This window comes from Psychroflexus longus (genome assembly GCF_020164595.1).
In the GTDB taxonomy this organism is placed as follows: Bacteria; Bacteroidota; Bacteroidia; order Flavobacteriales; family Flavobacteriaceae; genus Psychroflexus; species Psychroflexus longus.
The window spans coordinates 115,874-129,452 of record NZ_JAIQZE010000002.1; the positions used below are offsets into that span (position 1 = coordinate 115,874).

Sequence of the window (13,579 nt, forward strand, 5' to 3'; positions counted from 1 at the left end):
CTCAAATTTAAGAATAGTTATCCTTGAAACTTAACCAGGGCTGATAAATAAATGCTAAAAGCATTTTGATTATTCTATTTCCGGAACTTCGAAGCAAATGCGGGTCCCAAATTTTTCTTCTGAATAGTCCACCCAAATGGTTCCACCATTTTCTTCAATAAAAGTTCGGCAAAGCACTGTCCCTACACCATTGCCTTCTTCCTTTTGAGTGCCTACTGAAGAAATAATGGAAGTATTGTTAAAAAGTCTTCTCGCTACATCTTTCGACATTCCTACTCCAGAGTCTTGAATACACACTCTGTCGTAACCATCTTGTTTTGTAGCTGAAATTGAAATTTCATCTCCAGGATGACAAAACTTTATGGCATTAGAAATCAGATTACGAGTCACCAATTTTAAAGCATTAGAATCCATGTAGATTTGAAAATCTTTTGAGATTTTATTATTGAAGACTAATCCTTTCTTTTTTAAAGGCGTGCTAAAAAAATCTTTTATGCTTTCTACTTCCTGGTATAAATCCATCTCAGTTTTTTGCACTTGAGATTCATTCAAAGATTCACTCGCCCATTTGAGGAGATTGTCAATTAAAAGACGAGTGGAGGTTAAATTTTTATTGATTTCTGGCAACCAGTCTTTGAATTCTTTTTCTGAAATCTGATCTGACAGATACATTTCAAAAATCTGACTCAGACTGTTAACAGGGCTTCTTAAATCATGCGAAATGATCGAAAACAATTTGTTCTTCTGAAGATTGGATTCGTTCAATTTGATGTTTTTGGTTTCAATTTCCTTGTTCTTTTGACTTAGAAGCAGATTGGCTCTAGTCTTGTTTTTTCTGATTTTGAGCAAAAGAAATACGACTATGATCAATCCAAATAATGAAACACCGAGTCCGATAATGAAATTTTCTCTTTGGTTTACTTTTACCTGATTCTCCAGCTGCTGATTTTTCTTTTCGAGCTCAAGTTGTTCTTTCAGGTTTTTGAACTCTATTTCTGCTTCAAGTTTACCTAACTCTTTGCTTTTTTCATCGTTGAATAAACTGTCTTTGAGTTGAGCATGAATTTCTAAAAATTCTAAGGCTTCACTTGGTCTGTCGCTAGATTTTAAAATTTTATAGAGCAATTCTGTAGAAGAAGACTCTTCTGGTAAAGCTTTAATATCTTTGGAGATGGCATAGGCTTTCCTAGCGAAGTAGCTGGCAGAATCCAGCTGATTTTCTTTCAAATAAATTTCTCCAAGCCCGTTGTATATAGATAAACTAGAATATTGGTCATCAATTTTTTCAGCAATAGATCTGGCCTTCTCATAAAAGCGTTTGGCTTCACGGAAATCTTCCAACTTTAGGTAATTATATCCAATGTTTAAAAGATTATTCACCATATAAAATTGGTTGCCTTGTTTACTGAATATCGTTAAAGAAGAATCTAAAGACTGTAGAGCAGATTCATATTTTTTTTGATTCGTCTGAATTATAGAAAGGTTCAGTAAGAGAGTGGCATAAGTTGTTTTATCCAAATCTTTAATGATGGAAACCGCTTTTTTATAAAGTGAAGCCGCCTTGTCATCATCATTGATATTGAGGTAAGTATTTGCAAGATTGTTCAATACAATGGCTTGCAAACGCGGGTTGTTCATCTTTTCGGCCGAAGCCAGGGCATTTTCAAAATAGGTGATGGCTTCAAGATAATTCCCCTGTTTTCGTGAAATGTTGGCCAGATTATTATACATCCCTGAAATAAGCTTTTCCTCGTCGAGTTTTTTAAAAATCTCAAGGCTTTGAGTAAGTTGCTGAATAGCCACATCAAAATTTCCTTTTTTCTCTGAAATGAGCCCTTCCCCAGTAAGAATACTGGCTTTAGATTTCAAATCATCCAATTTTACATTGATAGTTCTAGCTTCCTTAAAAACTTCCAAGGCTTCGTCGTATTTTCCTTGGTTCTGAAAAATGTTGCCTTGATTTATTAAATTATCAACAACGCCTTGTTTATTTTTTGCTTTTTCATGATACTTGATGGATAAATCAAATTTTTCAAGGGCATTGTTATTGTCCCCTTGATTTTTTAAAAGAACTCCATAGGACTGTAGTGCTTTGGCTAGTTCTAGGTCGTTTTCGATTTCTTCTAACAACTGAATAGCCTTTTCAATTTTATTTTTACTTTCTTCTTGATTCCCGGCATAAAAATAATAGACAGATTGATTCTTTAAGGCTACAGCTTTGCCTTTAGTAAAATTGATTTTAGAAGAAAGATTAATGGCTTTTTGGGAATATGGAAGAATACTGTCGTAGTTGACGTTCGCATATTGAAACGCAATTTCATTATAAATCCTGACTTTGATAGAGTCTACTCTTTCCTTCGCCAATTCTGTCTTTAAACTATCGATTTTAGGATGATTAGCAAATGAAGACATTGCTAATAACACAATAACAGTGAAGGATAAATAAAATTTCATCTAGTATTTATAAATAGAAGCAATATATAGCAATTTATAAAATTAATAAGGCTTTAAGAGAATTAGTTTTTATATTTTTTGTAACCAAAATAAGTCCATAATACCAGATAGTAAAGTGAACTAAATACAGATAAGCGTTCAACTTTTCTGTAGAATTCCCACTGGTATTTAATAAGTCTATATTTATTCCTAGACAACGAATTTTCTCGAATTCTATAAATGGCATGAGGTTTCTGTATCCCGTATGCATATTTGATCTCTTTGAGATATTTCAACCATAATCCCATGTCTTGACGTTTACGGATAAGCGGCATATACTTTTTTCCTAAAACATGGGTGTCCACTACTGCTGTAAGACAACTTATAGAATTGGACTTAAGGATATCTGTGTAGGACACATTTTCTGGAACAACAAAATCTGAATACACAAATTCTAGGTTTTCGTTTGATCTTTTATAAGAAGCAAAGACGAAAGCATGATTATTAATTTTCATAACATCTAGAGAGGCTTTAAGGTGGAATTCGAACCAAAGATCGTCGGCATCCAAAAAGGCTAAATATCTACCTTCAGCCAATTCTATAGCCTTATTTCTTGCTACAGCAGGACCGCCGTTTTTATCTAATTTGAAGTATTTAATTCTTGGGTCCTTTCTGGCAAGTTCTTCAATAATATTTTGAGAATTGTCAGATGAACAATCATCTACCAGAAGATGTTCCCAGTGTTGGTAACTTTGATTTTGTACGGAGGTAATAGTGTCTTGAATAAATTTTTCAGCATTGTAAACTGGAGTGATAATAGAAACTATGTCCTCCATCAATAGGCTTTTTTCTCGCCTTTTACGGCATTGATAACGGTTTGAAATACAATCTTGATATCCAAAAGCAAGGACCAGTTTTCCAGATAGAAAATATCGAACTTTACCCGGTTGATGATGTCCTGATCGGTTTCAATTTCGCCTCTGTAGCCACTGACTTGCGCTAAACCAGTGATACCAGGTTTTACAAAATGCCTAACCATAAACTTATCTATGTTTTCAGCAAAATTGTGAGTATGACTTACCATATGAGGCCGTGGCCCTACTACGCTCATATCTCCTTTCAATACGTTAAAAAATTGCGGTAGCTCGTCAATACTCGTTTTTCTCATAAACTTACCAATCTTAGTAATCCGCTGATCATTTTTGTTGGCCTGATGCAAGTCCGCCTCAGGGTTAGGTTTCATAGACCTAAACTTATAACAGTAAAACTCCTTGTAATCCAGCCCGTTTCTCTTTTGCTTGAAAAACACCGCACCTTTACTTTCTAACTTAATCAAAATCGCTATTAAAGGTGTTAACCAAGATAGGATAAAAATAATGACTCCTAGGCTTAGCACTATATCCAGGCTTCGCTTTAAAAGCTGATTAACAGTCGAATCTGTTGGTATTTTCCTAAGAGATATAATGGGAAGATAACCATAATATTCAAAATTTAATTTTCTGGTAAATACATCCTTATTATCTGGTAAAAATTTAAGGACCTTCAGATTATTATCAGCAAAGTTGATAATGGCGTTGATTTGGTCGTTGTTGAGCTCAGCCATCGAGCAGTAAATTTCATCAATTTCATTTTGCAAAATGAACTTAAATATATTTTCAATATTAGTATTGGATCTAATTTTAAACTCTTTGATGCAATTATATCCGTATTCAGGATTATCATCAAAAAAAGACTTCAGCTGTAAGCTTTTAGTTGAGTTCCCTAAAATAACGGTTCTCCTAAAATTTCCTCCAAGATCTTTCCTATACTTTTTTAGAAAAAGATGTAACGAGATTTTAAAAAGGAAAATAATTGCAAAAGACTTACTTAGATATAGAAAAACTCTACCTGGTTCCCTAACTAATTCGTAGAAGATTCCAAAAAAACTAAAAACTATAAGCGCAAAAAGCAAAGCCTGAGAGAGGGTTAAAGAAATGATCTTAATGAGTTTTGTAAATCGATAAACCTCATAAAATCCTAAATACGTAGAAAGTATGATCCAACACATAGTGATGTAAACGTCAAAAAGGAGACTCATCTCTAGGTCAAAATCAAATTGAGAAGAGAAAAGAATAAGAATGGCTAAATCAATTAAATATGATAAAGGCCTTATAAATATAGAATATCGTCCTGATTGAGCCATTGGCTATTTCCTGTTGCGATCTGAAAAATCCTTATGTTCGCTTCTTTGTAATTCTTCCTTGGTCAGTGACTTAAAATAGTCGTAAGTCAACTTCATGCCTTCTGCCCTGTTGACTTTTGGTTCCCATCCCAAGATAGATTTAGCTCTCGAAATATCAGGCTGACGCTGCATTGGATCATCCTTAGGTAGCGGTTTAAAAACTATTTTCTGATCTGTTCCTGTCAACTTAATGATTTCTTCAGCAAAATCTAAAATTGAAATTTCATAAGGATTACCGATATTCACAGGCTCCGCATAATCGCTCATTAAAAGTTTGTAAATCCCTTCTACCTGATCATCCACATAACAAAACGAGCGCGTTTGAGAACCATCACCAAAAACGGTTAGATCTTCTCCTCTAAGTGCCTGACCTATAAATGCTGGAATGACCCGTCCGTCATTTAAACGCATTCTTGGCCCATACGTATTAAATATCCTCACAATCCTAGTCTCTAAGCCATGGAAGCGATGATAGGCCATGGTCATGGATTCCTGGAAGCGTTTGGCCTCGTCGTAAACTCCTCTAGGGCCGATGGTGTTGACGTTCCCGTAGTATTCTTCGGTTTGCGGATGCACCTGGGGATCTCCATACACCTCACTGGTGGAAGCAATCAAAAGTCTGGCGCCTTTTGCTTTGGCTAGGCCAAGTAAATTATGAGTTCCTAATGAACCCACCTTTAAGGTTTGAATCGGTATCTTTAAATAATCGATTGGACTAGCAGGGGAGGCAAAATGAAGGATATAATCTAAATCATCCGGGACGTGCACAAACTTACTCACGTCATGGTGGTAAAACTCAAAATTATCTAGTTTAAAAAGATGCTCAATATTCTTTAAATCTCCTGTGATTAGATTGTCCATACCAATCACCTTAAAGCCTTCGTCTATAAACTTATCGCAAAGGTGAGAGCCCAGAAAGCCTGCAGCACCTGTAATTAAAATTTTTTTCATTATGGAATGATTATTTAGGACTACTAATTTGTTCTACGTACAAAGTTATAATATTTAAGCATATGAGCGCTAAAACTGTTATGGAATAAAAAACTGCACAGTTTTAGAGTTGAACTCCGAAACTGTGCAGTTAACTACTCATGAATCTTATAAAAATACTTAAGCTTTTTGTCTTCCTATAGAAATATAGTGTATTCCTTCTTTAGCTAGCTCCACCGTTGGATATAAATTTCGACCATCAAAAATAACGGATTGCTGTAAGTTAGATTTTAAGCGCTTATAGTCCGGTGTTCTGAAAATACTCCATTCTGTACAGATCAATAGGGCATCTGCACCTTCTGTCACTTCATACATGTCTTTTCCAAAACCTATTTTATCCCCATACTTCTGTTCTACATTATCCATAGCTTCAGGATCAAAAGCTTTCACCTTAGCGCCTGCTTCCAATAATTTATCAATCATATACAAAGCTGGGGCTTCACGAATATCATCGGTTTCTGGTTTGAACGCCAGTCCCCAAATGGCAATGGTTTTGCCTTTTAAATCATCATCAAAAAATGATGAGATTTCCGGATATAATATTGTTTTTTGCTTTTCGTTGACGTCTACGACAGCCTCTAAAATTTTGAAGTCATAGTTAATGTCTTTTCCTGACTTATGCAGTGCCTTGACATCTTTAGGGAAACAGGAGCCGCCATAGCCTATACCGGGGAAAAGGAAACGCTTTCCTATTCTGGAGTCCGTTCCCATCCCAATTCTAACTTTATCTACATCTGCGCCAACTTTCTGACAGTAATTGGCAATTTCGTTCATAAAGGTAATTTTGGTCGCCAAAAACGAATTGGAGGCATATTTAGTCAGTTCAGCTGACTTTTCATCCATGATGATGATTGGATTACCAGATCTTACGAAAGGCTGATACAAGCGCTCCATCACTTCAATTGCTTTTTCACTACTAGAGCCAATCACAATACGTTCTGGCTTGAGGAAATCGTCCACCGCAAAACCTTCTCTTAGGAATTCGGGGTTGGACACCACATCAAAATCTGTTTTACAGTCTTTGGCGATTGTGGCATGGACAAGATCTGCAGTCCCCACAGGAACTGTGCTTTTATCCACAATCACTTTATAGGAGGTGATGTATTCACCAATTTCTTTAGCTACGCCCAACACATATTTTAAATCTGCAGAGCCATCTTCACCTTCTGGAGTGGGCAAAGCCAGAAAAATCACTTCTCCGAAGTCCAAGCCTTCTTTTAAGTCAGTAGTAAAATTGAGCCTTCCCGCTTCGATGTTTCTATCGAACAGCACATCCAGGTGAGGTTCATAAATAGGCACCACGCCAGCCTTCATTTGATCCACTTTGTTTTTATCGATATCGACACAAAGGACTTCGTTACCATTTTCTGCTAAACATGTTCCTGTAACCAGGCCAACATAGCCTGTTCCGATGACTGCTATTTTCATAAGATTGTATTAAGTATTGAATTTTATAAATCAATTAAAATTTATTATTTGGTTTTGAATTTTTCTTTAAATGTCAAAAATATGAATTTCGTGTTTCCGATGAGATATCTTTTCCACATTCTTTTGGGTTCTTGAAGAAATCTGTAGAACCACTCCAGTCCAGATTTCTGCATCCATAGTGGTGCTCGTTTTGTTTTGCCTGAAATGACATCAAAACTTCCGCCAACGCCCATTATGAAGTTTACTTTTTTTAGTACCTCTCTATGTTCATAAAGAAAATTTTCTTTTTTGGGCGAGGAAATGGCGACAAACAGCATATTAGCTCCACTATCTGCGATCTCCTGAGCTATTCCTTGCTCTTCCTCTTTTGAGAAATACCCATTTCTATAACCCGCGATGAGTTCTTCAGAATAGTTCTGTTTATAGTCCTGAACAACTTTACCTACAATATCTTCTTTTGCCCCTAAGCAATATATTTTATACCCTTTATGATGAGCTAATTCAACAAGATTCTCCATCAAATCTATACCTGCCACTCGTTCTTTGATGGGTTGCTTTAAAATTTTAGAAGCCCATATTACAGCTTGCCCATCTGCATTGATAATATCTGCACCATTTACACTTTCACGAAGCTGAACATCCTCTTGCATTGAGACTATTTTCCCTGCATTGACTACGGAGTGGTGGATGTGCTTTCCTTTCTGAATAGATTCGTCAATCAAATCTAATGTTTCCAGCATGGAGAGATTGTGGATTTTTGAATTAAGTAATAGAAGGTGTCCAGACATAGGTCTTTATAATTATTTAGCTGATTTTTACTGATTAAATGTTACTACTTCATCAGTAGGATTTAGATTTTTTAAGAATCTATCAATTTGAGAGAGAGAATAGTCAGTAAATGCTTTCGGGTGACCGATTATTACAAAATCTTCAACTTTATTTTTTTTGTGTAACTTATAAGACTTTTTTAAATAAGATGCTTTGTAGCCATCCACCGAAACAACGCTATTGGATGGGGAGAATAAGAGTCTTAAAATATCTTTTTTTGTTTTTGATATGGCTAAACCATCACCAAAGGCTTGATGTTTATCTTGCTTCATTAGTTTTAGAAAACTAAATTTCCAAAAAAACAAGGGACTTACCTTATGCGAGCTGATCGGGATTTCAGTGAAATTACCGCCAGAGTCTTCTTCCGTTAAATTATCTGAGAATTTATACCTGTTTCTAAAAGGTTCTATACCTCTAAAATCGTAATATTGGTCTGATGAGTTGTAGTAACCACCAGGAAACACGGTGCTATCTATTGCAATATTATTCTTTAATAAGGCTTTTCCTATTCCTTTGAAAGGCTGAGCACTCCAACCACCAGCTCTATAAGCTTTTGGGGCTTTACCTGAAATTCGTTTGAGCGTTTCTGTGTATTTGGTTACTATGCTTGTAATTTCATCTGGTGAAAAATCTGCTAGTTTATACCTTAAAGTGTCAAAGACCCATTTGCTTCCGTCATAATAAGAATCTTCCCAATGTGGATGAATGTGTAGATCTATTCCATGTCCATTTTCTGCTAAATGTCGTATTTGGGCAGTTACTTTGTTATAATCTTTTTCAAGGTTTGGGAATTCATCTTTTTGTTCTTCAAGTTTGACTAGATACCCTACATCGACAAAGCAAACTAACTTCACCTTATATATATCTACAATTTTTAAAATAGCTTCGGTGGGTTTAATGATACAGTTCTCTAAACTTCCACTTTTTTCACCAAAAAACAATTCATAATCTAATGTGATGTATATATTCATACTCTGTATTTGTTGATGTAAGTAAAGGGAAAGCAAAGGTAGTAATACATAATCTGTCTTGCACGTGGAATGTTTCTCTGCCAGTCTGTGTCTTTTGATAAGTGAATTCTTTTTTTGGTTTTAATTCTATTACCCCCTACAATATGAGGCATAGTAAAATATTCAGGCATCTTTACTGATGCTTTACTGCTCCCAAAAACATGTTTATATATCTCATCTAAAACCTGTTCCGGTGATTCTACTAAGTCTTCGTATTTGATTTTCAGGATATTTCTATTGTTTCTGGAAACAACTTCGCCAAAAAGATTGATCATATTATAATACAAAATAGCACTTAAAGGTCGTTTCGAAGTTTGCACCTTTTTAGTAAAAGAATTAATGACCCCTCTTGGGTCTCTAACCATATAAATCCCTTTTATGTTGAGCTTTTTACTTTTCTTCAATAATAAATATCTCGCTATGTATTTGGATGAATCTAAGTACCACTTACTTTTTCGGTTTCCAGAGAGAGCTGAAAAAATATGCTCTTGAATTGAAATATAGCGTTTGTCTGCTTTCTTATTAAAAATAAGCGAAGGAATATTTTTATGACTTTCTTTGTTTTCGCAGTAGAGTCTTTCGTCTTTTATATTACTATCCATAAGATCTGAGGACAAATTCCATGTAGAACAAGATGTGAGCTTTTCTCCACAAGAGCAATCTTTATCTTTATCTACATACTCGATAAATTGATGCATTTCACCTAAAGTTTCAATGTCATCGTGATTGTTTAGCAAGGTTGCTAGTAAAGTAGTGCCGCTTCTTCCAGCCCCTAAAAGATAAATAAGGTTAATTTTATTACTCATTTCTATATTTAATAATTTTCGCAGGTACACCTCCTACAATAGCATAAGCTGGGATGTGTTTGGTAACAACAGAACCTGCGGCAATAATTACATGATCCCCAATTTCGGACCCTGCTGTAATAATAACGTTGGCACCTATCCAAACATCGTCGCCAATTTTAGTTTCGTAGTAGTTTTTCCCTTGTTTCTGGATAGGTGTATCTAATCTTTCAAACTTATGATTCCTTGAGTATATCTTAATATCTGGCCCCATAATCACGTGATTTCCAATAGTTACGTTGGCTTGAATAACTGAGTTTGTTCCTAACTCTGAAAAATCCCCGACAATTGAATTAGGTGAGATTTCAGCACCTTTTTTAACACGTAACTCTATCCCACATTTTTTTAGGTAATTTTTCACAAGCCACTGTCTAATTTTCGGAAAAAACAAACTGTAAGGTCTGTAATCTTCAGGAGTATCCTTAAAAAGAAGGATATAAATTAAAAAAAGGAATTTTTTTCTCATTTTACTTATGGAGGTTTTCTTTTTTTGGGTTAGTTTTCATTAAAAAAAGGGATACAAAAATTGAAAAATATTCCACCCCTTTGATCCTTACTAACATTGATTCTGTAAGGTTTGCTACAAAAAATGAAATTATAATAAAAAGAAAAAGGTGATTTTTCCTTTTCAAACTTAATAAAATTAAGTAAAAAAGAACCACTGCATAGATAATACCTCCAACAATACCATTAATCGTTAAATATTCAAAGAATTGATTGTGTGCATTATACTTTTCTCTTGCGGCTAAATCAAAGTCGTATTCACGATATTTCTTTATTCTTACTTCGTCAACTTTTTCAAAACCTGTACCGAGAAGTATATTTTCTTTAAAAATCTTATATGAAATATTTAGGCGATCAAATCTTGAATCTTCCATAATATTTTCTATTGACAACATTCTTTTGTTTAAGTATTCACTTCCAACTGAAAAAATAATTAATGAAGAAAAAAGAAAAATTATAAGACTAACAATGAAGTACTTAATATTTTTTTTAAAAATTGAAAAAATGCATCCAAAGAAAATCAAAATAAATATGAAAATTGCAACTCTACTAGCTAATTGAAGCATTCCAAGAAAGTAAATGGATAATATAAGTATTCTCAACTTAGTATTAAATTGTTTAGATTTAAATAATAGATAATATGTGGAGGTACAAATGAATAACCCTAAATAAGCAGGATGAGTATCTGCAATTTCTGTAAACCTATGGCTTAAGTGTCTCCATCGAAAAATATAAGACCATGGCTCATTGTAAGCTATAATTTCATAAAATGTATTCAAATAACAAATCAGTAATGTTGTAACACATCCCAAAATTAAACCTCGAAAAGCATACTTAATAAGTTTTTTATTTTCTCCACCTGTCATCCAAAAGGCAAGAGGAATCAGGAGAAAAGACCAATATTTTTCTAATTCTTTAAAGTTAAGTATGTCATCATAATTTAAAGAAGCTATTACTGCCAAAAAGAAAAAAGCAATTACTGGAAAGTAGTTTTTAAAAAATGAATTGCTAAAGTTTTCTCTGTCTTTAAGATAATTGAATATACTAAAAACAATAAAGATTCCTAAAAGTAAATTGTTTATCTGCGTATACATTGGCAGCGTAAAACACACTAAAAACAGTAAAGTATAACTGTTTACGATGTTTACTATACGCATTTGTTTGTACATATTAAATGAATTCGACTTAAGAAAGCGATTTGTAGATATTATAAATCTCTCTGCATACATAATTTAATGAGGCATCTTTAAATGAATTCAATGCTCCGTTAGATAATTCCTTATACCTATCATCTTTAATTGAACTCAATTTTAAAAAATTCTCTTTTAATATTTCAGCGTTACCCAAAGGTGATAAAAAACCGTTAACACCTTCTTCCACCTGTTCTTTAAAATTATTAATATCTGAGGTCAATACTGGAACCCCACAAAAGAATGCTTCAGTAGTTGCAGTTGCAAAACCCTCGGCTCTTGACATTAGTAGGAAGTAGCGTGAAGAATTTAATAAATATCTTAACTGATCTTGTGTCTGATTTTGCTTAATTGTAACGTCATGATTTTTTTGAAGCTTTTCTAATTCACTTAAATAATTTCCAGAACCACAAAAACAAAATTTAATATTAGAATTTTCAGGTAAAGACTTAATGGCTTCTATAACTGTATCTATTCCTTTTCTATGAATAAAAGAGCCTACCATAATAAAGTCATATGTTTTCTTTACATCATTTTCTTTATAAAAAACACTCTCATTAACTCCACAAGGGAGTACCTTTATTTTTTCTAATTCTAACTTTTTACTTATTTCTTGTGCAAGAGTAATTCCAACTGGAATAGAAAAATCAATGTCCTTCGCAATTTTTCTGAAAAATTTCTGATTTGATTCATCAATTTGAGAGTTTATATCTCTACCTAAGAATGTAACAACTATTTTAGTTTCTTTATGAATTTTTTTGTTTAGCCATGCTAATAATATTAAAGGATAAAAATAATGCACATGGATTATATCGAATCTTTTGAATAAAAATGGAATAAACCTTATGAAAGCAAAAATATATTTCAGGGCACTTCCAACTTTGGAAGTGAAAGCTCTTTTCATATAAAAAATATCGAGGGTATCCTCATCATCTATTATATCTTTTAATTCTTCAAATTGATTTTTTACAAAAATACCAGCATAGGCTTTTTGTTTGCTAGGATACATGTTAGTAATAAAAAGTATTTTCATTTATAGGGTATTTGTATTATTGATAGAAGCTATCTTTAAAAAGACGGGTAAACTTATGAGTATATATACATTATTAGTTATCATAGGGTTTGTTATGGTGTAAAATAAAAACACAAAAAAAACTGATTTGAGCATGACTCCTCTAGTTCTAAATGTTTTAGCTAGATATCTATAAGTATAGAAAAAAAGTAAGAAATAAAAAATAAGACCAATAAATCCATACTCACCTACTATCGACGCTATATTACTGTCATATAATCCAATATCATTAGCGAAATAATATCTGTCAGCTTGTTCGTAATATTCGTAAACTTTATTGTTAGCCATTACTGATCCGAAAGAAGCTGCACCAGTACCTACAGGAAAAAACTGATAAAAGATTAAACCAGACAAATAAATCATATTCCCTCTAATATAAGTACTTTCTAAAGTAAATGTTTGAAAAATATTTTGGATGATTGAATCAAAAACGTCTGTAAAAACAGCTAAAAAGACAATTGATAATGATAATGTTGAAAAAACATACAACAACACTAACGCATTTTTAAGGAGTAAGTCCCAATAAAATGCTAAAAAGAAAATGGCTGCTGCAATAATTGAAGTCCTAGAATCTGTTAGGAATATTATAGCGACACAAAAGAATATTTGTAAAAAACTATTTAGGTTAATTTTCGTCTTACTAGACTTTATTTTACTCAGTATATATCCAATGTAAAGAACTGCTAAATAAGCCATGTGATTAGGGTGAGCAATAAATCCAGAGTATCTAATGTTAGGTCTTGCAAAAGTTGATATATTAAAAAGGTTATTGAACTGAACACCCGATATTATATGGATAAAAAAAGATAAAAAAGCAATACCAAAGACAACTTTGAAATACAGGTTTAAATATTTAAAATTATTCTTAAAGATTAAGATGAACCCAATAATTAAAATAAAGAACTTGACATTTATTAGAGTTTGCAGAAAAATGTCAATTAAATTTTTGTTGAAACCGAAAAGTAGACTTACAATTACAGAATATGAAATAAAGACTAATAAAATTAAATTAATTATATGAACTTTCTTTGATGTTAAATAGTAAAAAAGAAGATACA

At 33.2% G+C, this 13,579-nt stretch carries 12 protein-coding genes; all 12 read right to left on the reverse strand.

The genetic code is table 11. From position 1 onward, the window contains the following. Positions 1–69 precede the first annotated feature (69 nt). The 12 genes from LB452_RS03235 to LB452_RS03290 all read right to left on the reverse strand — a co-directional run bounded on the left by LB452_RS03235 (position 70) and on the right by LB452_RS03290 (position 13,217). The gene (locus LB452_RS03235; RefSeq protein WP_224460284.1) at positions 70–2,454 is read right to left on the reverse strand and encodes a tetratricopeptide repeat protein; all 2,385 of its coding nucleotides are present in this window, start codon (positions 2,452–2,454) and stop codon (positions 70–72) included. 62 nt (positions 2,455–2,516) lie between these two features. After that, a complete protein-coding gene (locus LB452_RS03240) occupies positions 2,517–3,269 on the reverse strand; it encodes a glycosyltransferase family 2 protein (RefSeq protein ID WP_224460285.1) in 753 nt (250 codons plus the stop codon). Continuing rightward, positions 3,269–4,615: an undecaprenyl-phosphate glucose phosphotransferase gene (locus LB452_RS03245; RefSeq protein ID WP_224460286.1), complete on the reverse strand. Its 1,347-nt coding sequence runs from the start codon at positions 4,613–4,615 to the stop codon at positions 3,269–3,271. Before LB452_RS03245 ends, LB452_RS03240 begins: the two co-directional genes overlap by 1 nt. A 3-nt stretch (positions 4,616–4,618) precedes the next feature. Beyond that, positions 4,619–5,605 carry a UDP-glucuronic acid decarboxylase family protein gene (locus tag LB452_RS03250; protein WP_224460287.1) on the reverse strand — a complete coding sequence of 329 codons (987 nt, stop codon included), beginning with the start codon at positions 5,603–5,605 and terminating at the stop codon, positions 4,619–4,621. Positions 5,606–5,764: 159 nt separating this feature from the next. Beyond that, entirely contained in the window at positions 5,765–7,072 is a 1,308-nt protein-coding gene (locus LB452_RS03255; protein ID WP_224460288.1) for a UDP-glucose dehydrogenase family protein, read from the reverse strand. Between the two features lie 44 nt (positions 7,073–7,116). Next, on the reverse strand, positions 7,117–7,812 hold the full coding sequence (locus LB452_RS03260; protein ID WP_224460289.1) for a WecB/TagA/CpsF family glycosyltransferase: 696 nt from the start codon (positions 7,810–7,812) through the stop codon (positions 7,117–7,119). Between the two features lie 75 nt (positions 7,813–7,887). Then, positions 7,888–8,871, reverse strand: coding sequence for a polysaccharide deacetylase family protein (locus LB452_RS03265; RefSeq protein WP_224460290.1), 984 nt, complete (start codon positions 8,869–8,871; stop codon positions 7,888–7,890). Further along, positions 8,868–9,716 carry a sulfotransferase gene (locus LB452_RS03270; RefSeq protein ID WP_224460291.1) on the reverse strand — a complete coding sequence of 283 codons (849 nt, stop codon included), beginning with the start codon at positions 9,714–9,716 and terminating at the stop codon, positions 8,868–8,870. The genes LB452_RS03265 and LB452_RS03270 overlap by 4 nt, the downstream gene beginning before the upstream one ends. Continuing rightward, a complete protein-coding gene (locus LB452_RS03275) occupies positions 9,709–10,221 on the reverse strand; it encodes an acyltransferase (protein ID WP_224460292.1) in 513 nt (170 codons plus the stop codon). Before LB452_RS03275 ends, LB452_RS03270 begins: the two co-directional genes overlap by 8 nt. Position 10,222: 1 nt before the next feature. Further along, on the reverse strand, positions 10,223–11,428 hold the full coding sequence (locus tag LB452_RS03280) for an O-antigen ligase family protein (RefSeq protein ID WP_224460293.1): 1,206 nt from the start codon (positions 11,426–11,428) through the stop codon (positions 10,223–10,225). A 16-nt stretch (positions 11,429–11,444) separates the two neighbouring features. Beyond that, entirely contained in the window at positions 11,445–12,482 is a 1,038-nt protein-coding gene (locus LB452_RS03285; protein WP_224460294.1) for a glycosyltransferase family 4 protein, read from the reverse strand. Then, positions 12,483–13,217: an O-antigen ligase family protein gene (locus LB452_RS03290; protein ID WP_224460295.1), complete on the reverse strand. Its 735-nt coding sequence runs from the start codon at positions 13,215–13,217 to the stop codon at positions 12,483–12,485. Positions 13,218–13,579: the final 362 nt, after the last annotated feature.

Bases quoted from the DNA above. Each gene is read 5' to 3' on its own strand.
- LB452_RS03235 (WP_224460284.1), bottom strand. From the start codon at position 2,454: ATGAAATTTTATTTATCCTTCACTGTTATTGTGTTATTAGCAATGTCT.
- LB452_RS03240 (WP_224460285.1), bottom strand. From the start codon at position 3,269: ATGGAGGACATAGTTTCTATTATCACTCCAGTTTACAATGCTGAAAAA.
- LB452_RS03245 (WP_224460286.1), bottom strand. From the start codon at position 4,615: ATGGCTCAATCAGGACGATATTCTATATTTATAAGGCCTTTATCATAT.
- LB452_RS03250 (WP_224460287.1), bottom strand. From the start codon at position 5,605: ATGAAAAAAATTTTAATTACAGGTGCTGCAGGCTTTCTGGGCTCTCAC.
- LB452_RS03255 (WP_224460288.1), bottom strand. From the start codon at position 7,072: ATGAAAATAGCAGTCATCGGAACAGGCTATGTTGGCCTGGTTACAGGA.
- LB452_RS03260 (WP_224460289.1), bottom strand. From the start codon at position 7,812: ATGCTGGAAACATTAGATTTGATTGACGAATCTATTCAGAAAGGAAAG.
- LB452_RS03265 (WP_224460290.1), bottom strand. From the start codon at position 8,871: ATGAATATATACATCACATTAGATTATGAATTGTTTTTTGGTGAAAAA.
- LB452_RS03270 (WP_224460291.1), bottom strand. From the start codon at position 9,716: ATGAGTAATAAAATTAACCTTATTTATCTTTTAGGGGCTGGAAGAAGC.
- LB452_RS03275 (WP_224460292.1), bottom strand. From the start codon at position 10,221: ATGAGAAAAAAATTCCTTTTTTTAATTTATATCCTTCTTTTTAAGGAT.
- LB452_RS03280 (WP_224460293.1), bottom strand. From the start codon at position 11,428: ATGTACAAACAAATGCGTATAGTAAACATCGTAAACAGTTATACTTTA.
- LB452_RS03285 (WP_224460294.1), bottom strand. From the start codon at position 12,482: ATGAAAATACTTTTTATTACTAACATGTATCCTAGCAAACAAAAAGCC.
- LB452_RS03290 (WP_224460295.1), bottom strand. From the start codon at position 13,217: ATGGCTTATTTAGCAGTTCTTTACATTGGATATATACTGAGTAAAATA.